The 20,598-nt window shown below is 56.1% G+C and carries 15 protein-coding genes and 2 rRNA genes; 6 read left to right on the forward strand and 11 right to left on the reverse strand.

Annotation, left to right across the window (positions count from 1 at the left end):
* Positions 1 to 4: 4 nt before the first annotated feature.
* Both BFG58_RS09410 and BFG58_RS09415 read right to left on the reverse strand, forming a co-directional pair.
* Complete coding sequence (locus BFG58_RS09410) at positions 5 to 1,231, reverse strand: RtcB family protein (RefSeq protein ID WP_047073138.1); 1,227 nt, start codon at positions 1,229 to 1,231, stop codon at positions 5 to 7.
* 4 nt (positions 1,232 to 1,235) lie between these two features.
* On the reverse strand, positions 1,236 to 2,363 hold the full coding sequence (locus BFG58_RS09415; RefSeq protein WP_048226415.1) for a slipin family protein: 1,128 nt from the start codon (positions 2,361 to 2,363) through the stop codon (positions 1,236 to 1,238).
* A gap of 442 nt (positions 2,364 to 2,805) precedes the next feature.
* Between BFG58_RS09415 and rtcR the strand changes: the two genes are divergently transcribed.
* The 3 genes from rtcR (at position 2,806) to BFG58_RS09430 (ending at position 5,753) form a co-directional block, all read left to right on the forward strand.
* Entirely contained in the window at positions 2,806 to 4,380 is a 1,575-nt protein-coding gene (gene rtcR, locus BFG58_RS09420) for an RNA repair transcriptional activator RtcR (protein WP_048030173.1), read from the forward strand.
* 105 nt (positions 4,381 to 4,485) lie between these two features.
* Positions 4,486 to 5,430, forward strand: coding sequence for a ketopantoate/pantoate/pantothenate transporter PanS (gene panS, locus BFG58_RS09425; protein ID WP_045909140.1), 945 nt, complete (start codon positions 4,486 to 4,488; stop codon positions 5,428 to 5,430).
* Between the two features lie 50 nt (positions 5,431 to 5,480).
* A complete protein-coding gene (locus BFG58_RS09430) occupies positions 5,481 to 5,753 on the forward strand; it encodes a DUF3811 domain-containing protein (protein ID WP_014830263.1) in 273 nt (90 codons plus the stop codon).
* Here BFG58_RS09430 and rluF read toward each other — a convergent pair whose 3' ends face one another.
* Positions 5,754 to 6,626: a 23S rRNA pseudouridine(2604) synthase RluF gene (gene rluF, locus BFG58_RS09435; protein ID WP_008503414.1), complete on the reverse strand. Its 873-nt coding sequence runs from the start codon at positions 6,624 to 6,626 to the stop codon at positions 5,754 to 5,756. It abuts the gene before it with no gap.
* Between the two features lie 197 nt (positions 6,627 to 6,823).
* On the opposite strand from rluF, the gene BFG58_RS09440 reads away from it, so the two are divergent.
* Both BFG58_RS09440 and BFG58_RS09445 read left to right on the forward strand, forming a co-directional pair.
* Complete coding sequence (locus tag BFG58_RS09440) at positions 6,824 to 7,126, forward strand: type II toxin-antitoxin system RelE/ParE family toxin (RefSeq protein ID WP_069719710.1); 303 nt, start codon at positions 6,824 to 6,826, stop codon at positions 7,124 to 7,126.
* Between the two features lie 6 nt (positions 7,127 to 7,132).
* Complete coding sequence (locus BFG58_RS09445; protein ID WP_021242718.1) at positions 7,133 to 7,420, forward strand: addiction module antidote protein; 288 nt, start codon at positions 7,133 to 7,135, stop codon at positions 7,418 to 7,420.
* On the opposite strand, the gene BFG58_RS09450 is transcribed toward BFG58_RS09445, so the two are convergent.
* Together BFG58_RS09450 and metH are read right to left on the reverse strand one after the other, a co-directional pair.
* Positions 7,417 to 9,048, reverse strand: a complete 1,632-nt coding sequence (locus BFG58_RS09450; protein ID WP_048226411.1) for a Na/Pi cotransporter family protein — start codon at positions 9,046 to 9,048, stop codon at positions 7,417 to 7,419. The two genes, BFG58_RS09445 and BFG58_RS09450, sit on opposite strands and share 4 nt — an antisense overlap.
* A gap of 116 nt (positions 9,049 to 9,164) precedes the next feature.
* Positions 9,165 to 12,848 (reverse strand): methionine synthase, encoded by a 3,684-nt coding sequence (gene metH, locus BFG58_RS09455; protein ID WP_069719711.1) that lies wholly within the window; start codon positions 12,846 to 12,848, stop codon positions 9,165 to 9,167.
* 193 nt (positions 12,849 to 13,041) lie between these two features.
* Between metH and iclR the strand changes: the two genes are divergently transcribed.
* A complete protein-coding gene (gene iclR, locus BFG58_RS09460; protein WP_126534939.1) occupies positions 13,042 to 13,872 on the forward strand; it encodes a glyoxylate bypass operon transcriptional repressor IclR in 831 nt (276 codons plus the stop codon).
* A 37-nt stretch (positions 13,873 to 13,909) separates the two neighbouring features.
* Here the strand turns inward: iclR and aceK are convergent, their stop codons facing one another.
* The 6 genes from aceK to BFG58_RS09490 form a co-directional block, all read right to left on the reverse strand.
* On the reverse strand, positions 13,910 to 15,646 hold the full coding sequence (gene aceK / locus BFG58_RS09465; RefSeq protein ID WP_069719712.1) for a bifunctional isocitrate dehydrogenase kinase/phosphatase: 1,737 nt from the start codon (positions 15,644 to 15,646) through the stop codon (positions 13,910 to 13,912).
* Between the two features lie 51 nt (positions 15,647 to 15,697).
* Positions 15,698 to 17,002 (reverse strand): isocitrate lyase, encoded by a 1,305-nt coding sequence (gene aceA / locus BFG58_RS09470; protein ID WP_008503407.1) that lies wholly within the window; start codon positions 17,000 to 17,002, stop codon positions 15,698 to 15,700.
* Positions 17,003 to 17,033: 31 nt separating this feature from the next.
* Complete coding sequence (aceB, locus tag BFG58_RS09475; RefSeq protein ID WP_045909135.1) at positions 17,034 to 18,635, reverse strand: malate synthase A; 1,602 nt, start codon at positions 18,633 to 18,635, stop codon at positions 17,034 to 17,036.
* A gap of 270 nt (positions 18,636 to 18,905) precedes the next feature.
* Positions 18,906 to 19,835, reverse strand: coding sequence for a homoserine O-succinyltransferase (gene metA / locus BFG58_RS09480; RefSeq protein WP_008503405.1), 930 nt, complete (start codon positions 19,833 to 19,835; stop codon positions 18,906 to 18,908).
* A 268-nt stretch (positions 19,836 to 20,103) separates the two neighbouring features.
* A 5S ribosomal RNA gene (gene rrf / locus BFG58_RS09485) occupies positions 20,104 to 20,219 on the reverse strand.
* Between the two features lie 73 nt (positions 20,220 to 20,292).
* Positions 20,293 to 20,598, reverse strand: a 23S ribosomal RNA gene (locus BFG58_RS09490); the annotation flags it as partial.

Raw genomic sequence — 20,598 nt, forward strand, 5'->3', positions numbered from 1 at the left:
TTTTTTATCCTTTTACACACACTACCTGACGCAGGGTGTGAACGATCTCCACCAGCGACGATTGCGCGGCCATCACGGCATCAATGTCTTTATAGGCCATCGGCGTTTCATCGATCACCTCATTGTCTTTGCGACACTCTACGTGAGAGGTCGCCTGAATATGGTCGCTAAGGGTATAGCGTTTTTTTGCCGCCGTTCGGCTCATCACTCGCCCAGCGCCGTGGCTGCAGGAACAGAAGCTTTGCTCGTTGCCGAGGCCACGCACGATGAAGCTCTTTGCGCCCATTGAGCCCGGAATAATCCCCATTTGCCCTTTCTGCGCCGACACCGCACCTTTGCGCGTGATCAGTACCTCTTCCCCAAAGTGATGCTCTTTCTGCACATAGTTGTGATGGCAGTTAACCGCCTCCTGCTGCGTAATAAAGGGCTTAGTCACTTCGCGAGAGAGCGCCGCCAGCACGCGCGACATCATCACTTCCCGATTGTGGCGGGCAAAATCCTGCGCCCACTCCACCGCCTCGATGTAGTCCTCATAGTGACGACTCCCCTCCTGAAAATAGGCCAGATTTTTATCCGGCAGATGTCCCAGGTGATGCTGCATATCCTGCTGTGCCAGGGCGATAAACACATTACCGATGGCGTTTCCTACGCCGCGCGAGCCGCTGTGCAACATCACCCAGACGCGCTGCTGCTCATCGAGGCAAATTTCAATAAAGTGATTTCCGGTACCCAGCGTGCCCAGATGCTGATAGTTGTTGGTTTTCCGCAACTGCGGGTATTTATCCGTGAGTTGTTTAAAACGTGGGGCCAACACCAACCAGCGATCGTCCACTTCTTTCGGTGGCGTTTCCCACGCGCCTTTATCCCGTCGAGAACGGGTATTGGTTCTCCCATGCGGTACTGCCTGTTCAATGGCGCTACGTAAACCGCTGAGATTATCCGGCAAATCACCGGCCACCAGCGACGTGCGAACGGCAATCATCCCGCAACCAATATCCACGCCAACCGCCGCAGGAATAATTGCCCCTTTGGTCGGGATCACGCTGCCGATGGTTGAGCCTTTACCGAGATGAACGTCGGGCATCACCGCAAGGTGTTTGAAAATAAACGGCATCTTTGCGGTATTCAGTAACTGCGCCTGTGCCTCTGGCTCCACGGGCACACCGTGAGTCCACATTTTGATCGGGGCGCCGTTTGACGCCGTCAGTAATTCAAAATCATTCTGTTGCATTGCGTTATCCTTTCAGGTTAACAAGGCCGTGTAATACCTGGTCCAGGCCACCAAATACTGAAATTTTGTCGATACGCTCCGCGACCCTTTCCAGGGTTTCCAGCTCTTTTAAACGCAGCGCCACCGGGTTGTTTTCCATCACCTTTGCGGTGTTTAACAGCGATCGTGTCGCCGCCGTTTCTTCACGTCGGCGAATAACATTTGCCTGGGCCGATTTTTCGGCCTCTACCAGACGGGATAAAATCGTTTTCATATCACCAGGTAAAACAATATCTTTTACCCCAAGCGACGCAATTTCCATTCCAAAGGATGACAGGCGGCCTTGCACCTGTTTGCTGACCACCTCGTCAATGATCTGCTTATCTTCCAGTAACTCATCGAGCGTGCGTGTGCCGACCGCTTCACGCAGTGCGAACTGGAGTTCGCGGTACAAATGTTCCAGCGGTTTCGTAAGCTGTCCGCAGGCCTGCAACACGTCGCTGTAACGCCAGTTAGCCGCCAGGTTCAGGCGCAGGTTAACTTTGTCCTTCGTCAGGATCTCCTGCCCGCTCACTTCTACTACCTGAAGGCGCGTATCCACTACCTCTGCCTCGACAAGATGGTTAATTTTCCAGTATGCCGTCAGTCCCGGCGGTAACAGTGCCTGAATTTCTCCGTCGATTTTCACCACCCCGACGTGCCAGGCAGGTACCTGTACGACCAGCATCGCGTCACGCCCTTTTACCGCGCCATTGCGACGCGGCTGCAGAGCAGCATTCATCACGTCCTCCGGCACCCGCACATCACGGGTATCAATTCTTCGCAGGCTCAACGCCGCATCCTGCTGCCAGTACAGACGACGTGTACAAGGCGGCACAATCTCCTGCAATACGCCGTTGTTCGATAACACCCCGATTTCATCCGCAGTAAGATCAACCGCCAGGCAGTAACGTGCCACCCAGTCAGGCTGAAAGCGGCGCAGATAATCCGCCAGCGCACCCGGCACCTCGCTGCCGTCCTGGCTCACCACCAGCACGTCGTCAGTATTGAACCAACCCAGACGGTGTTCACCCGCCTCCAGTACCCGGTAATAATCGCCAGCTTTTGCTACCAGTCCTAACTGACCTTTTTTTATCGTGATTTTTTTAGCCATTTTATATTCCTTAAAGTCAGGCGCGGGTGCAGGCACGAAATCACAGGGGAATGCCTTTTCGCCTGCGATCCGGCGCCATTACCGGCGACCTTCATTGGGATTGCTGACTGCGCAATCCCCGTTTTTACTTTGATGTTTACAACCAGTTTTCATTGGGAGAATGAATCGGGAATCGAACCCTTCTGTCTGTCATGGGTTGACGGAACGCCCCCGGAAAACAGCCTTGCCGTTCCTGGTGCGCCGACGGGGCCTTAACCCCCAGTGTGCTCAACGTCGTGACGTTATCTGTATTGCCAGAAGCGTGCCAAAAACAAAAATCGCCGTTTTATTTTTTTATTTCATTGATAATTAATTATTTTTTATTTATCAGGCTTTTCATGCATTGCCGTTCGGCTCAACATTTTTTATCCTGTTATATCGGAAATTATCTTTTTGGATAAACATGAAGAAGCGGAAGGTGGTGATCGGGGTGCTTGGCACCGTGATGGATAAACGGGGAAAGCGGGCTAATCGCTTTCGCAAATGGCGACCGACCGTCGGGCTGTGCCAACAGCCGGATTTCCCGGTCGACAGGCTGGAGCTGCTACATCAACCGCGAGATCTCGGCATGGCTCAGCAACTGGCGGAAGATATTGTGCTGGTTTCCCCCCACACCGAGGTGCGTCCCAGCACGGTAATCATTGAAGACCCGTGGGATTTCGAAGAGGTTTATGCCGCGTTTCTCGATTTCGCCACCCAGTACACGTTTGATACCGATCACGAAGAGTATTTCGTCCATATCACCACCGGCACGCATGTGGCGCAGATCTGCTGGTTCCTGCTGACGGAAGCCCGCTATCTTCCCGCCAGCCTTTTGCAGACTGGCCCTGCCAGAAAAGAAGCCTCTGCTGAGGAGACTGCAGCCGGAACTTACTCAATTATCGACCTGGATTTAAGCCGCTACACGACCCTTACCAACCGTTTTCAGCGCGAGCAGCAGCAGTCAATCTCATTTCTGAAAGCGGGCATTGATACGCGAAATGCCACCTTTAACACTCTTATCGACAAGATTGAACGCGTGGCGCTACGTTCAACAGCCCCGATCCTGCTGACTGGCCCCACCGGCGCGGGCAAGTCGTTCCTCGCGAACCGCATTTATCAGCTTAAGCAGTCACGCCATCAAGTTTCCGGCAAGCTGGTTTCCGTCAACTGCGCGACCCTGCGCGGTGATAACGCCATGTCCACGCTGTTCGGCCATGTGAAAGGAGCCTTTACCGGCGCACTGTCGGCGCGCAGCGGCCTGCTGCGTGAAGCCGATGGCGGCGTCCTTTTCCTCGACGAGATTGCCGAACTAGGCCTGGATGAACAGGCGATGCTCCTCAAAGCCATTGAAGAGAAAACTTTTTTCCCGTTTGGCTCCGATAAAGAAGTTCACAGCGATTTTCAACTTATCGCCGGAACCCACCGTGATATGCGCCAGTGGGTGGCAGAGGGACGTTTTCGTGAAGATCTCTATGCCCGTATTAATATGTGGAGCTTTGCCTTGCCCGGCCTTGCCCAACGGAAAGAGGACATCACGCCGAATGTCGACTACGAACTTCAACGTTTCTCTCGCGAAAGCCAGACGCAAATCCGCTTCGATAAAGAGGCGCGCGAAGGCTATCTGGCCTTTGCCTGTTCCAGCAGGGCGCTGTGGCGGGGCAACTTTCGCGAACTGAGCGCCAGCGTCGCACGCATGGCGACCCTGGCGGAACGAGGGCGTATTACTCAGGATCTGGTGTTGGAGGAGATCTCACGTCTTCAGACCGACTGGCAAACTGACGTGACGCAGCCTGCAACTGACATGGAGATTGACCTTTTTGACCAGCGGCAACTTGAAACGGTGCTGGAGGTATGTCGCCGCAGCGCATCGTTGTCTGAAGCCGGTCGTGAGCTGTTTGCCGTTTCACGGCTCAAAAAAGCCAATCCTAACGACGCCGACCGACTGCGCAAATATCTGGCTCGCTTTAGTCTGAGCTGGGAAAGCATCCGGTCATAATTCATTTGAATATTACTTCCTTACGCGATAAACAATAACTATAGCCGGGCTCGATCCCGGCTTTTTATAACAAACACATACAACATTCATCGCAAGGAAATCATTATGTTATCCGCTATTACGCGGCTGTTCCCGTTATGGGCGCTGCTGCTCTCCGTACTCGCGTATTACACGCCCACCACGTTCACCGGTATTGGTCCGTGGGTCACCACGCTGCTGATGCTGATCATGTTCGGTATGGGCGTGCATCTGAAAGTCGACGACTTCAAACGCGTGCTGTCTCGCCCTGCGCCCGTCGCGGCAGGAATATTTCTGCACTACCTGGTGATGCCGCTCGCGGCGTGGCTGCTGGCGATGGCCTTTAAGATGCCGCCCGACCTTTCCGCCGGGATGGTGCTGGTGGGCAGCGTGGCCAGCGGCACGGCGTCCAACGTCATGATCTATCTGGCGAAAGGCGACGTGGCGCTCTCCGTCACTATCTCGTCCGTCTCTACGCTGGTGGGCGTGATTGCCACGCCGCTGTTAACCCGCCTGTACGTGGATGCGCATATTCAGGTGGACGTGATGGGTATGCTGCTGAGCATTCTGCAAATCGTGGTGATCCCGATTGCGCTGGGGCTGGTCATTCACCATCTTTTCCCGCGCGTGGTGAAGGCCGTTGAGCCATACCTGCCCGCATTTTCGATGGTCTGTATTCTGGCCATCATCAGCGCCGTGGTGGCGGGCTCCGCCTCGCACATTGCTTCCGTAGGCTTTGTGGTGATCGTCGCGGTGGTGCTGCATAACACCATTGGCCTGCTGGGCGGCTACTGGGGCGGGAAACTGTTTGGCTTCGACGAATCGACCTGCCGCACGCTGGCAATCGAGGTAGGGATGCAGAACTCCGGCCTGGCGGCGGCGCTCGGTAAAATCTACTTCTCGCCGCTGGCGGCCCTGCCGGGTGCGCTGTTCTCCGTCTGGCACAACCTCTCCGGCTCGCTGCTGGCGGGCTACTGGTCCGGCAAACCGATTGAGGAACAAACGAAAAAAGATGCGGTGAAGCAGGGTTAATTGACTCAGCTTGCTTTACACTGAAGCCTCTCTCTCAGGAGGCTTCAGCAATGGCGACACCACGTTTGACCCAGAAAGACATGACGGAAGCCGAGCAGCGCGAACTGAAAACGCTTCTCGACCGCGCCCGCATCGCGCATGGCCGTACGCTGACCAACGCCGAAACCAATCAGGTGAAAAAAGAGTACATCGACAAACTGATGGCGCAGCGTGACGCCGAGGCGAAAAAAGCCCGCAAATTGAAAAAGCAGCAGGCTTACAAGCCGGATACTGAAACGACCTTTTCCTGGTCGGCCAATACCTCTACCCGTGGAAGGCGCTAGCTAGCGCCCTTTCTTTTTACGGCCAGGCTGGGTAAATCGCTTCCCGTTGCCCGGTTTGCCGCGTCCTTTCTCTTCCGCCTGCGGTGCCTTCACGACCGGACGCTTAATCGCCTGGGTTTTCGGTTTTGCTTTGGCCTTCGGCTTCGCTTCGGACGAGGAGTTCTCAATAAGCTTGAACAGCTCGATCAGTTCGTCGTCCGTTAAGTCGCGCCATTCGCCCAGCGGAATGCCGGACAGGCTGACGTTCATGATGCGCGTGCGCTCCAGCTTCGTCACTTCATAACCGAAGTATTCGCACATGCGGCGGATCTGGCGGTTTAAGCCCTGCACAAGGGTAATACGGAACGCAAACGGCGCTTCTTTCTTCACCTTACACTTTTTCGTAACGGTACCGAGGATCGGCACACCGGCGCCCATACCGCGAATAAAGTCGTCCGTGACCGGCTTATTCACCGTCACAATGTACTCTTTCTCGTGATCGTTACCGGCACGCAGGATCTTGTTGACCAGATCGCCGTGGTTGGTGAGGAAAATCAGCCCCTGAGAGTCTTTATCCAGACGGCCAATCGGAAAGATACGGCTGCTGTGGTTCACGAAATCAACGATGTTGTCCCGCTCGCCATCTTCCGTGGTGCTGACAATCCCAACCGGTTTGTTCAACGCGATAAACACCAGGTCTTCGGCATCACGCGGTTCGATGAGCTGACCATTCACTTTAACCACGTCGCCAGGCATCACCTGGTCACCAATCGTGGCGCGTTTGCCGTTGAGGAACACATTACCTTGTTCAATGTAACGGTCCGCCTCGCGACGTGAGCAGATCCCGCTCTCGCTAATGTATTTGTTTAATCGGGTTGATTGAGTTGGCAGCATAGTTTCTCCTGTGAAGGGCGAAATATACCTTAGGTATGGACTGGAAAAAAAGATTAGCCGACGGTAACTGAGACGGGTTTTTTAGTTTGCGAGACGCTTTCAGGATTTTGCATCCTGTCATTTACCCATGTGTTCAAGCCTTTTAGTTTTACTCTCCATGGAGAAGTGTTTGTAGTTTATAAATCACAGGGAGTAATATGAAGGAGATTGTTCAGACAGAATCCTTCCGACGCTGGGAGCAAAACTTAAAAGATCGACGAGCGAAGACCATTATCGCTTCCCGCCTCTTTCGGTTGGCAAATGGCCTAGCGGGCGACGTTAAACCCGTGGGAGAAGGTATAAGTGAGCTAAGTATCCACTTTGGTCCGGGCTACAGAATCTATTTTAAAGACCAGGGCAATTACATCATCGTGCTGTTATGTGGTGGTGACAAAAGCAGCCAGGCCAGAGACATACTGATGGCAAAAATGCTGAGCAATGTATCCCAATGGCAGGAGTGAATGAGCATGCATAAATTAACACCTTACGATCCCGCCAACGCGTTGGTGGATGACGAGGAAATCGCCGTGTTTATCGCTGATGCACTAGAAACAGGCGACTCGACATATATCGCTAAAGCCCTTGGTGTTGTCGCGCGAGCCAAAGGCATGTCGAACATTTCACAGCAAACCGGTTTATCACGTGAGCAGCTTTATCGGTCATTCAGTGATAAAGGAAACCCAACGCTCAAAACCACGCTCGCGGTCATGAAAGCATTGGGTTTTGGGCTAACACTCAAACACGCCGGGGATTAATACTCATCCCGCTGGTCATCTTCATCCGGCTGTTCCATCACGCTGTAGGCCACCGCACAGAACAACGAGTTAAGGCGCTTCATATCGCCCAGCAGTCCGAGGTGGAGTGAGCTGGTTTCGATACTTTGCACGTTTTGCTGATGCAGGCGCTCAACGTGGGCGTGCGAGTAGCGGCGGTTAAGAATGCGGAATCGATGCTTGTTACGGCGCAGACGGCGCGCGCTCGGGACGTCGCTGGAAAAGAAGACCAGCATCGCCAGCTTCAGATTACTGACCAGCTGCTCGTGCAGCGCTTCCAGCTCCTTCAGGCCTTCAACGGAGAACGCCCGGCGTGCGGCCAGCGACTTATCGGCGATCTCGCTGCCCATGCGCTCAACGATATCGGAGGCCTGCTCAAGATTGAGCGACATCTCAATGATTTCCGCCCAGCGGCGGGACTCCTCCTCCGCCAGCTCGTCCTGCGGCATGCGCGCCAGGTAGAGCTTAATGGCGGTATAGAGCACGTTGATGTCGTCCGCCAGTCTGCGCAGCTCTTTCTCCTCTCGCGGCTCGCCGTGCATTACCTTTTGCAGGCCTTCGAGCATGGTTTCCATCGCGTCGCCCATGCGCAGCGTCTCACGTGCGGCATTCGCCAGCGCCAGCGCCGGGGTGTCCAGCGCGGAGGTATCCAGATGCTTCGGCTTCAGGCGCGCATCCAGCTCCGGTTCGTCCTGAATGAGTCGTTCGCAGAAGCGGGCCATCGACCCGGCAAAAGGGATCATCGCCAGGCAGCGCACCAGGTTGTAGAACACGTGGAAATAGATCACCAGCTCCGCCTTCGGCAGCGGGAGGTTGTCCATCAGGTTCGCCAGCGGATGGATAAAGGGCAGGATAATCAGGCTGCCCACCAGCTTAAACAGCAGGCTACCGAGTGCCACGCGGCGGGCGGCAGCGTTGGCGGCGCTGTTATTGAGCATCGCCAGCAGGCCAGAGCCGAGGTTGGCACCGATCACCAGACACAGCGCGACCGGGAAGGAGATCGCCCCGGCGGCGGTGAGCGTGGCCGTCAGCAGCACGGCGGCCAGGCTGGAGTAGCTGACGATGGCAAACACCGCGCCAATCAGCGCGTCGAGCATGATGTCCCCGGTCAGGGAAGCGAAGATGACCTGAACGCCGTTGGCCTCGGTAATCGGGGTGACCGCCTGCACAATCAGCTCCAGCGCCAGCAGAATCAGCCCCAGGCCAATGCCCACGCGTCCAAGCTGGCCGGCCCGCGTCTGTTTGCGGCCGAGGAAAAAGATGACGCCGACAAAAATCAGCAGCGGCGACAGCCATGAGAGATCAAACGTCAGGATACGCGCCATCAGCGCGGTACCCACATCAGCCCCCAGCACAATGACCAGCGCCGGGGCCAGCGCCACCAGATCCTGCGCCACAAAGGAGGTGACAAGCAGAGTTGTGGCGTTGCTGCTCTGAACCAGTGCCGTTACGCCAATGCCCGCGCAGAAGGCGAGCGGCTTCTTCTCAACGCTGCTGCTGAGAACGGTACGTAAACGGGCGCCAAAAACGCGCATCACGCCGGTACGGACGATATGGGTGCCCCATACGAGCAGTGCGACTGCAGAGAGCAGATGTAACAGGGTCAGCACGGAAGGTTTTCCTCCTTATCATTATTCGTTTTCCATAGGTTCAGTATAAGGGTTTAAGCGTAAGAAAGAGACAAGGCACCCTTGAGGTGCCTTGTTTGTTGTAAGGAAAAGTGACGTTAGTCGGCGTCGTAGCCTAAGTTCGGGGCCAGCCAGCGCTCGACTTCTGACACGCTCATGCCTTTACGCAGGGCGTAATCTTCAATCTGATCGCGCTGCAGCTGCGCCACGGCAAAGTACTTGCTGTCCGGATGACTGAAGTACCAGCCTGAAACTGAGGCGCCCGGCCACATGGCGAACGACTCGGTGAGCTTCATCCCGGTATGCGCTTCGACGTCCAGCAGTTTCCAGATAGTGCCCTTTTCGGTATGTTCCGGGCAGGCCGGATAGCCCGGTGCCGGACGAATCCCCTGGTAGTTCTCGCGAATAAGCTCTTCGTTGCTGAGGTTTTCATTCGCCGCGTACCCCCAGTGCACCTTACGCACGCGCTCGTGCAGGTACTCGGCGAAGGCTTCCGCCAGGCGGTCAGCAATCGCTTTCACCATGATTTTATTGTAATCATCGTGCTGCGCTTCGAACGCGTCCGCCAGCGCATCTTCCTCCAGACCGCCGGTCACGGCAAAGGCGCCGATATAGTCGGCTTTACCACTCAGCTTCGGCGCGACGAAATCGGCCAGGCAGTAGTTAGCAAAGCCCACTTTCTCGGTTTGCTGACGCAGATGACGGCTGACCGCCAGCACGTGGGTGCGGGTTTCATCGCGATAAATTTCGATGTCGTCACCCACGCGGTTGGCCGGGAACAGGCCCACGACGCCGCGCGGGTTAAGGGTTTTCTCCGCGCTCAGCGTGTCGAGCATGTCGTTGGCATCTTTAAACAGGCGCTTCGCCTCCTCGCCAACCACCTCATCTTCCAGGATGCGCGGATATTTGCCCGCCAGCGACCAGGTCATAAAGAACGGCGTCCAGTCGATGTAGTTACGCAGCGTTTCAATGCTGGCGCTAACCTCCTGAACGCCCAGACGGTGCGCGACCGGCGGCGTATAGCTCGACCAGTCAAACGCCAGATCGTTATCCCGCGCCGCCTGGAGTGAAACTGGCGGCGTGCGCGGTTTCTTGCGCCCGTGCTGGATGCGAACGGTTTCGTACTCTTTGCGGGTGCGCTCGACAAACTCGTCGCGCTGGGTGTCGGAAAGCAGCGCGGAGACCACGCCCACCGTGCGCGAGGCGTTCTGCACATACACCGTCGGGCCGCTGTAGTTCTGCTCGATTTTCACCGCCGTGTGCGCTTTTGAGGTAGTCGCCCCGCCAATCAATAACGGAATGGTGAAGCCCTGTCGCTCCATCTCTTTCGCCACGTTGACCATTTCGTCCAGCGACGGGGTGATCAGCCCGGAGAGGCCAATCAAATCGGCATTCACTTCGCGCGCGGTCTTGAGGATTTTATCCGCCGGGACCATCACGCCGAGGTCGATAATCTCGTAGTTATTACACTGCAGCACCACGCCGACGATATTCTTGCCGATGTCGTGCACGTCACCCTTGACGGTGGCGATGACCATCTTGCCGTTGCTGGAGCCTTTCTCTTTGCTGGCCTCGATAAACGGCTCCAGGTACGCCACGGCCTGCTTCATCACGCGGGCGGATTTCACCACCTGTGGCAGGAACATTTTGCCTTCGCCGAACAGATCGCCTACCACGTTCATGCCGTCCATCAGCGGCCCTTCGATCACTTCAATCGGGCGGGCTGACTGCTGACGCGCCTCTTCGGTGTCCTGCTCGATAAACTCGGTGATGCCTTTTACCAGCGAATATTCCAGACGCTTTTTCACGTCCCAGGCACGCCACTCGGCCTGCTGAACGTTGGCTGCGTCATCCGACTTGCTGCCGCGGTATTTCTCCGCCAGGTCCAGCAGCCGTTCGGTGGCGTCGTCGCGGCGGTTGAGGATCACGTCTTCCACCGCGTCGCGCAGCTCTGCGGGCAGGTCGTCGTAAATCGCCAGCTGGCCGGCGTTAACGATCCCCATGTCCATCCCATTGCGGATGGCGTAGTAGAGGAACACGGCGTGGATCGCTTCACGCACCGGGTCGTTACCGCGGAACGAGAACGAGACGTTCGATACGCCGCCGGAGATGAGGGCATGCGGCAGCTCGCGCTTAATGTCCTCGCACGCGCCGATAAAGTCCTGGGCGTAGTTATTGTGCTCTTCGATACCGGTCGCCACGGCGAAGATGTTCGGGTCAAAGATGATGTCTTCCGGCGGGAAGCCCACCTCTTCGGTCAGTATTTTGTACGCGCGGCGGCAAATCTCAATTTTACGCGCGCGGGTATCGGCCTGGCCCACTTCGTCGAAGGCCATCACCACCACGGCGGCACCGTAGCGGCGGACTCTCTTCGCGTGGTGGATGAAGACATCAACGCCCTCTTTCATGGAGATGGAGTTGACGATGCCTTTACCCTGAATGCACTTCAGCCCCTTCTCGATCACGTCCCATTTGGAGGAGTCGATCATGATCGGCACGCGGGCGATGTCCGGCTCACCGGCAATCAGGTTGAGGAAACGCACCATTGCCGCTTCGGCGTCGAGCATCCCCTCATCCATGTTGATATCGATAATCTGCGCGCCGCTTTCCACCTGCTGGCGGGCAACGTCCAGCGCTTCGCTGTACTTCTCTTCTTTGATCAGGCGTTTAAACTTCGCGGAACCGGTGACGTTCGTACGCTCACCCACGTTCACAAACAGGCTGTCTTCACCAATGGTCAACGGCTCAAGGCCGGAGAGGCGACAGGCAACCGGCAGCTCGGGCAGCCTGCGTGGCGGCAGCCCGGCGACGGCGTTGCTCATGGCGGCGATATGCTCCGGCGTGGTGCCGCAGCAGCCGCCGACGATGTTCAGAAAGCCAGACTCGGCCCACTCGCGGATTTGTGCCGCCATGGTGTCGGCATCCAGATCGTATTCACCGAAGGCGTTTGGCAGACCGGCGTTCGGGTGCGCGGTGACGTAGCATTCCGCGATGCGCGACAGCTCCTGCACGTACTGGCGCAGTTCATCCGGGCCCAGCGCGCAGTTCAGGCCGAAGGAGAGCGCGTCGGCGTGGCGCAGGGAGTTATAAAACGCTTCGGTGGTCTGGCCGGACAGGGTACGGCCAGAGGCGTCGGTGATGGTGCCGGAAATCATGATCGGCAGGTCAACGCCCAGCGCCTCGAACTCCTCTTTCACCGCGTAAATTGCGGCTTTGGCGTTGAGGGTATCGAAGACGGTTTCAATCAGGATCAGATCGGAACCGCCTTCCACCAGCGCTTTGGTCGATTCCCGGTAGGCCGCAACCAGCTGGTCAAAGGTGATATTACGAAACGCCGGGTCGTTGACGTCCGGTGAAATCGACGCGGTGCGGTTCGTCGGGCCAAGCACCCCGGCAACGTAGCGCGGCTTATCCGGCGTGCGGGCCGTCCACTCGTCGGCGCAGGCGCGCGCCAGCTTCGCGGCTTCAAAGTTGATTTCCGCCGACAGGGATTCCATCTGGTAATCCGCCATGGCGATGGTTGTCGAGTTAAAGGTGTTGGTTTCAACGATATCCGCACCCGCTTCGAAGTAGGCGTTGTGGATATCTTTAATCACGGACGGCTTGCTGAGCACCAGCAGGTCGTTGTTCCCTTTCAGGTCGCAGGGCCAGTCGGCAAAGCGTTCGCCGCGGAAATCGTCTTCACTCAGGCGATAGCCCTGGATCATGGTGCCCATGCCGCCGTCCAGCACCAGAATTCGTTCATTTAACTGCGCACGCAGTTGCTCTACTTTGCTGCTCACACTTGCTCCCGACAACGCTCAACAAGGCCAAAAGGCTGCGTTCCATACTGGCACAATCTCGCAGGGTGGAAAAGCCGCTCAGCGGTAACATGAGACATGTTCACCATCACTCCTCCGATCAGTCAGGATAACGGTTGCAAATTCACCAAATAAAACGAAAATGATTTCCACGATACAGAAAAAGGAGATCGTCATGGTCGCGACCGTTCCCGCTAAACGCGGCAGAAAACCTGCTGCCACCACCGCCGCCGCACAACAGGGCGGACAGGTTCAATCGCTCACGCGCGGTCTGAAGCTGCTGGAGTGGATAGCCGAGTCGCACAGCAGCGTGGCCCTGACGGAGCTGGCCCAGCAGGCTGGCCTGCCGAACTCCACAACACACCGCCTGCTGACCACCATGCAGCAGCTGGGTTTTGTCCGCCAGGTGGGCGAGCTGGGACACTGGGCGGTGGGCGCGCATGCGTTTATCGTGGGCAGCAGCTTCCTGCAGAGTCGCAACCTGCTGGCGATTGTGCATCCGATTCTGCGCAAATTGATGGAAGAGTCGGGCGAGACCGTGAATCTGGCCGTGCTCGACCAGAGCGACCATCAGGCGATTATCATCGACCAGGTACAGTGCACGCAGCTGATGCGCATGTCCGCGCCGATTGGCGGTAAGCTGCCGATGCACGCGTCCGGGGCGGGGAAAGCATTTCTCTCGCAGCTGAGCGAGGAGCAGGTGACGGGGCTGCTGCACCGTAAAGGGCTGCACGCCTATACCCACGCCACGCTGGTGTCACCCGTCCATCTGAAAGAAGATCTGGCCCTGACCCGCAAGCGAGGCTATTCGTTTGACGACGAGGAGCACGCGCTCGGCCTGCGCTGTATCGCAGCCTGTATTTTTGACGAGCACCGCGAGCCGTTTGCCGCCATCTCTATCTCCGGGCCGATTTCGCGTATGACCGACGATCGGGTCACTGAGCTGGGTGCGCTGGTGATTAAGGCGGCGAAAGAAGTGACGCTGGCGTACGGTGGGATTCGTTAAGCATGCATTGCCGGGTGGCGGCTTCGCCTTACCCGGCCTACATGATGCCCTCTGAAAACCTGATGCAAAACCGCTGCTTGCGGCGGTATGCATACACATCTTCGACATGCCCATTTTTGATCCGCGTTTGCAGTCCGCGCCAGTAGCTGGCGCGAAACAGATCGGCATGCATCTCTTCGAATAGCGGCCCGATGCGCGGATCGGCGCACAGCCAGTGGCGAAACTCTTCGGGAAACACATCGCCCGGCGAAACGCTGTACCACGGCTCGCTGGAAAGCTCATCTTCCGGGTAACGGGGCGGTGGGATATCGCGGAAGTTCACCTCGGTCATGTAGCAAATTTCGTCGTAATCGTAGAACACCACCCGACCGTGACGGGTGACGCCGAAGTTTTTAAACAGCATATCGCCCGGGAAGATGTTGGCGGCGGCAAGCTGGCGAATCGCGTTGCCGTACTCTTCAATCGCATCTCTTAAAGCCTGACCTTCGGACTGCTCCAGCCAGATATTCAGCGGCACCATGCGTCGTTCAATGTAGAGATGGCTAATGACGATCTTGTCGCCAAGATCGGTGATTTTGGCGGGTGCTTCTTGTAGTAAAAGCGCCATGAGTGCCGGATCGATCTGCTGCTTATCCAGCACAAAGTTTTCGAATTCCTGAGTATCCGCCATGCGCCCGACGCGGTCATGCTCCTTAACCAGCTGGTAGCAGGCGCGGACGTGCGCGGCGGTCATCTCTTTCTGCGGCGCGAATCTGTCCTTAATCACCTTAAAGACCCGGTCAAAGCCCGGCAGCGTAAACACCAGCATCACCATGCCGCGAATGCCGGGCGCTTCGATAAACTGCTCATCAGCGGTAGTGACATAACGCAGATATTCCCGGTAGCTTTCCGTTTTAGCGTGCTTCTGGCAGCCAATAGCCATATACAGCTCGGCGGTAGTTTTGCCCGGCAGGATCTCGCGCAGCCACTCCACCAGCGCGGCAGGTAACGGGGCATAGACCATAAAATAGGAACGGGCGAAGCCAAACACGATGCTGGCCTCGGCGCTGGTGGTCAGGCAGGTATCGACAAACAGTTCCCCACCGTCGGTGCGGTGAATGGGCAGCAGAAACGGCACAATGGCCGTCGGCGTAACCAGTTTGCCCACCAGCCAGGCGGCTTTATTGCGGTAGAAAAGCTCATTGGCCACCTGCAAATGGCTGTGGCTGAGCACCTCTGCACCGAACGTTTCGTTGAGATGGGCGTGGATATACCCGATATCCCGGGTTTTATTCTCCCAGGGCAGGCGCAGCGGCAGATCTGTAAGCACGCGGTGCAGGAGCTTTTCCCATCCGCGATCGGGGAAGAAATCTTTCGCCAGCGGACGCGGAATGGTACGAAAGCGTCGCTCGGGCTGGGAGCTGAAGATAAATAACCGCTCAGGAGATAATGAGCGGTGGTCAAATAACCGGCAATAGACGGAGTTGAAAAAGCTCTCCGCAATCTCGAAGCGCGGGTAGTCGGGTAACAAATGGGTGTAATGCTCTTTTACGCGCAGTAAAAATTCCGCGTCCGGACTTTTACCGTCGGTAATACAGCGCAACTGCTCCACCACCAGACCCACGTGGTGGTCATAAAGATGGATACGCTGCTTCATGGCCTGCTGAACCGCATGCCAGTCTGCATGTTCGAAGCGCTGCTGCGCGCCGGAGGTCACTTCAAGAAAACGACCATACTGGGCATCGAAGCCCTGCAAAATAGTTTGGGCAATCAGTAATTCCAGGCCACGCGACATATATTCCCCCTCACCATCAACCCTCTCCCCAGGGGGGAGAGGGGGAAAAGATTAGAACTGTGCTTCTTCCGTTGAACCCGTCAAGGCGGTGACGGAGGAGGTGCCGCCCTGAATAATCGTGGTCACATTATCAAAGTAGCCGGTGCCCACTTCCTGCTGGTGAGAGACGAAGGTATAACCATCTTTGCCCGCCGCAAATTCTGGCTGCTGCACCTTCTCAACGTAGTGCTTCATGCCCTCACCCTGCGCATAGGCGTGCGCCAGGTCGAACATGTTGAACCACATGCTGTGGATGCCTGCCAGAGTAATGAACTGGTATTTATAGCCCATGTCGGACAGCTGCTGCTGGAAGCTGGCGATCGTTTTGTCATCCAGCTTTTTCTGCCAGTTGAAGGACGGCGAGCAGTTGTAGGCCAGCAGTTTGCCCGGGTACTTCGCATGAATGGCATCAGCAAAGCGTTTTGCCAGCGCCAGATCCGGCGTGGACGTTTCACACCAGACCAGATCCGCGTACGGCGCGTACGCCAGACCGCGGCTGATCGCCTGCTCGATACCCGCGTGGGTACGATAGAAACCTTCACTGGTGCGCTCGCCGGTGATGAACTCGCTGTCGTACGGATCGCAGTCAGAGGTGATCAGGTCAGCCGCGTCGGCATCGGTACGGGCAATGACCAGCGTCGGCACGCCGAGCACGTCAGCAGCCAGACGCGCGGCAACCAGCTTCTGAACCGCTTCCTGTGTGGGAACCAGCACCTTCCCGCCCATATGTCCGCACTTCTTCACTGACGCCAGCTGATCTTCGAAGTGAACGGCCGCTGCACCGGCTTCAATCATCGATTTCATCAGTTCAAAGGCGTTCAGCACGCCGCCGAAGCCCGCTTCCGCATCTGCAACGATCGGCAGGAAATAGTCAATAAAGCGCGGATCGTTAGGTTCGATGCCCGCCGCCCACTGGATCTGATCCGCACGACGGAAGGTGTTGTTGATCCGATCCACGACCGACGGCACGGAGTTAGCCGGATAGAGCGACTGATCCGGGTACATGCTGGAGGCCAGGTTGGCGTCCGCCGCGACCTGCCAGCCGGAGAGGTAAATCGCCTCAATACCGGCCTTCGCCTGCTGCAGCGCCTGACCGCCGGTCAGCGCGCCGAGGCTGTTGATGTAGCCCTTTTTAGAGCCACCGTGCAGCAGCTTCCACATTTTAGCCGCGCCATTTTGCGCCAGCGTGCATTCCGGATTGACCGAGCCGCGTAATTTCACCACGTCCTCCGCGCTGTACGGACGGCGGATGCCTTCCCAGCGAGGTTGTGTCCACTCTTTCTTTAATTCTTCGATTTGTTGGGTACGGGTTTTCATGTGCAGATGCTCCATATTGTTATGTGGTGAGTTACGCCAGGAAGCGGTAGCCCGGCAGGGTCAGGAAGTCGATTAAGTCATCTGATGTGGTGATTTGCTCCATCAGGCGCGCAGCGTCGTCAAAGCGTCCGCTGCTGAAGCGGTGTTCGCCCAGCTCGTCCTGGATCACCCGCATCTCTTCGGCCAGCATCTGGCGGAACAGGGACTTGGTCACCGGCTTGCCGTTGCTGAGCGTTTTTTGATGGTGGATCCACTGCCAGATAGAGGTACGTGAGATCTCCGCCGTCGCAGCATCTTCCATCAGGCCGTAGATCGGCACGCAGCCGTTGCCGGAGATCCACGCTTCGATGTACTGCACCGCAACGCGGATATTGGCCCGCATCCCCTCTTCCGTCCGTTCGCCCGCGCACGGGGCCAGCAGCTGTTCTTCAGCCGTTGGGGCATCGTCTTCACGCGTGACAAACAGCTGGTTTTTATTGTCGCCAAGCACGCGGTTGAAGACGTCCATCGCCGTATCGGCCAGACCCGGATGCGCGATCCACGTCCCGTCATGGCCGTTACGTGCTTCAAGCTCTTTGTCGGCTTTCACCTTGTTGAGCACCTGATTGTTGCGCTCAGCATCTTTGCTCGGGATAAAGGCCGCCATGCCACCCATCGCGAAGGCACCGCGCTTGTGGCAGGTTTTGATCAGCAGACGCGAGTAGGCGCTCAGGAACGGTTTATCCATGGTCACGACCTGGCGATCCGGCAGTACACGATCGGGATAGTTTTTCAGCGTTTTGATGTAGCTGAAAATATAGTCCCAGCGTCCGCAGTTCAGGCCGACAATGTGGTCACGCAGGGCGTGCAGAATTTCATTCATCTGGAACACGGCAGGCAGCGTTTCAATCAACAGGGTGGCTTTGATGGTGCCGCGCGGCAGGTTGAAACGATCTTCCGCATAGCTGAAGACTTCGCTCCACCAGGCCGCTTCCTGCCAGGCCTGCGTTTTAGGCAGATAGAAATACGGGCCGCTGCCCTTCGCCAGCAGGGCTTTGTAGTTGTGGAAGAAATAGAGCGCAAAATCAAACAGACTTCCCGGAATGGCTTCACCACGCCAGGTGACATGTTTTTCCGGCAGGTGCAGCCCGCGCACGCGACAGATCAGTACCGCCGGGTTCGGTTTAAGCTGGTATATTTTGCCGGCTTCGTTGGTATAGCTGATGGTGCCGTTTACGGCATCGCGCAGGTTGATCTGTCCGTCGATGACCTTACGCCAGTCCGGTGCCAGCGAGTCTTCAAAATCGGCCATAAAGACCTTAACGTTGGCGTTCATGGCGTTGATCACCATTTTGCGCTCTACCGGACCGGTGATCTCAACGCGACGATCCTGTAAATCTTCAGGGATGCCGCGGATTTTCCACTCGCCACGGCGAATGGAAGCGGTTTCCGAAATGAAACCAGGCAACTTGCCGTTATCAATTTCCTGCTGCTGATGAATACGTGCCGCCAGCAGCTTATTGCGCTGCGGCGTAAAGCGGGTCACCAGTTCAGTCAGAAATTCTACCGCTTCTGCCGTCAAAACTTGCTGTTCTTGCTCGCCATACGGCTGGGTAAAGGCCAGTTCATCGACCGTCGTTGCCTGTTGAGTCATTACTCTGCTCCTCATCAAAGATCCAAAATCACGCTCCCGATGCGAACGAAAGATCGTTGGGTAGTTTTCGCTCAGCAGAATTAAGACTATCTCTATTTTTTCTAAAATCAAAAACAATTTCCATTTTAATTATAAATTGCAATTAATTGATTGATTTTATTGAAATTAAAGTTTTAAAGAATGATGAGCGACATTTCGGAAATAAAAAAGGCACCCGAAGGTGCCTGATTTGAATAGCTGAAACGCTTTAGGATCGTTTAGTGCAGACGATTACTCCAGCGTTGGATTCATGTGACGCAGATCGTATGGTGTTATCTGGTAGACGTAATAGTTGAGCCAGTTAGTAAAAAGCAAATTCCCGTGGCTGCGCCAGGTCGCTCTCGGTTTGTTTTGCGGATCGTCTTTCGGGAAATAGTTGTACGGGACATCCGGGTTCAGACCCGCTTCGACATCACGGAAATACTCTGACGCAAGGGTGTGCGGATCGTACTCAGGATGTCCGGTCACAAAGGCAATGCGCTTATCTTTACTGGCAAACAGGTAAGCGTCTCCATCTTCCGTTTCGGCCAGAATCTCCAGATCGGTGTAATCACGAATCAGCTGGGCCGGGAAGTCAGCGTAGCGGGAATGCGGAGCCAGGAAAGAATCATCAAACCCGCGCGTCAGCAACGCATGGGGGTGAAGAATATGGTGTTCGTATACGCCGGAGAGCTTTTCAGTGCGGGTTTGCTTGGGGATGCCATAGAGAATATTCAGTGCGGCTTGTACCGCCCAACAGACAAACAGCGTGGACGTGACGTGATCTTTTGCCCACTCCAGAACCTGTTTGATCTGCGGCCAGTAAGCGACATCGTTAAATTCCACCAGGCCCAGCGGCGCGCCGGTCACAATCAGACCGTCGAAGTTTTCACCCTGAATGTCATCGAAGTTGCAGTAGAAATTGTTCAGATGCTCAGAAGGTGTATTGCGTGACTCACGGGCGTCGATCCGCAGCAGTTGAATATCGACCTGCAGCGGGGAGTTCGACAGCAGACGCAGGAACTGGTTTTCTGTTTCGATCTTTTTGGGCATCAGATTGAGAATAAGCACCTTCAGCGGGCGAATTTCCTGACCTGTCGCACGTGAAGTCGTCATCACAAAGACATTTTCTTCACGCAAGAAATTGACGGCTGGTAGCTCGTCCTGCACCCGAATCGGCATAGCTTTGTATCCTCACAGCATACGTATAAACGTTTAGACATCCAGACAGCTAACGATACCCAGAAATGGTTTGAATGTCGAGTCTGCAAGCAGAAGGTGAGAAAGTTTCAAGGAGAGGATGGTGCGGTCTGCCATGCCCGGTGGCGCTGCGCTTACCGGGCCTGCAGGTTTTGTAGGCCGGATAAGGCGAAGCCGTCATCCGGCATGTTTTCTGGCGTGCAAAGCAAAAAACCCCGCACCTTCCGGTACGGGGTTCTTCTTAATTGATGCCTGGCAGTTCCCTACTCTCACATGGGGAGACCCCACACTACCATCGGCGCTACGGCGTTTCACTTCTGAGTTCGGCATGGGGTCAGGTGGGACCACCGCGCTAAAGCCGCCAGGCAAATTCTGTTTAATCTGTATCAAGGCTGAATTTTGATTGTTCGTCTCTTCGCCAAAACAGCTTCGGCGTTGTAAGGTTAAGCCTCACGGTTCATTAGTATCGGTTAGCTCAACGCATCGCTGCGCTTACACACCCGACCTATCAACGTCATCGTCTTTAACGTTCCTTCAGGAGACTTAAAGTCTCAGGGAGAACTCATCTCGGGGCAAGTTTCGTGCTTAGATGCTTTCAGCACTTATCTTTTCCGCATTTAGCTACCGGGCAGTGCCATTGGCATGACAACCCGAACACCAGTGATGCGTCCACTCCGGTCCTCTCGTACTAGGAGCAGCCCCCCTCAATTCTCCAGCGCCCACGGCAGATAGGGACCGAACTGTC

Origin of the sequence: Enterobacter sp. ku-bf2 (genome assembly GCF_001742765.1) — a bacterium.
In the GTDB taxonomy this organism is placed as follows: domain Bacteria; phylum Pseudomonadota; class Gammaproteobacteria; order Enterobacterales; family Enterobacteriaceae; genus Enterobacter; species Enterobacter quasiroggenkampii.

Coding starts and splice junctions, on each gene's coding strand:
- BFG58_RS09410 (WP_047073138.1), bottom strand. CDS start 1,231: ATGCAACAGAATGATTTTGAATTACTGACGGCGTCAAACGGCGCCCCG.
- BFG58_RS09415 (WP_048226415.1), bottom strand. CDS start 2,363: ATGGCTAAAAAAATCACGATAAAAAAAGGTCAGTTAGGACTGGTAGCA.
- rtcR (WP_048030173.1), top strand. CDS start 2,806: ATGAAGAAGCGGAAGGTGGTGATCGGGGTGCTTGGCACCGTGATGGAT.
- panS (WP_045909140.1), top strand. CDS start 4,486: ATGTTATCCGCTATTACGCGGCTGTTCCCGTTATGGGCGCTGCTGCTC.
- BFG58_RS09430 (WP_014830263.1), top strand. CDS start 5,481: ATGGCGACACCACGTTTGACCCAGAAAGACATGACGGAAGCCGAGCAG.
- rluF (WP_008503414.1), bottom strand. CDS start 6,626: ATGCTGCCAACTCAATCAACCCGATTAAACAAATACATTAGCGAGAGC.
- BFG58_RS09440 (WP_069719710.1), top strand. CDS start 6,824: ATGAAGGAGATTGTTCAGACAGAATCCTTCCGACGCTGGGAGCAAAAC.
- BFG58_RS09445 (WP_021242718.1), top strand. CDS start 7,133: ATGCATAAATTAACACCTTACGATCCCGCCAACGCGTTGGTGGATGAC.
- iclR (WP_126534939.1), top strand. CDS start 13,042: ATGGTCGCGACCGTTCCCGCTAAACGCGGCAGAAAACCTGCTGCCACC.
- aceK (WP_069719712.1), bottom strand. CDS start 15,646: ATGTCGCGTGGCCTGGAATTACTGATTGCCCAAACTATTTTGCAGGGC.
- aceA (WP_008503407.1), bottom strand. CDS start 17,002: ATGAAAACCCGTACCCAACAAATCGAAGAATTAAAGAAAGAGTGGACA.
- aceB (WP_045909135.1), bottom strand. CDS start 18,635: ATGACTCAACAGGCAACGACGGTCGATGAACTGGCCTTTACCCAGCCG.
- metA (WP_008503405.1), bottom strand. CDS start 19,835: ATGCCGATTCGGGTGCAGGACGAGCTACCAGCCGTCAATTTCTTGCGT.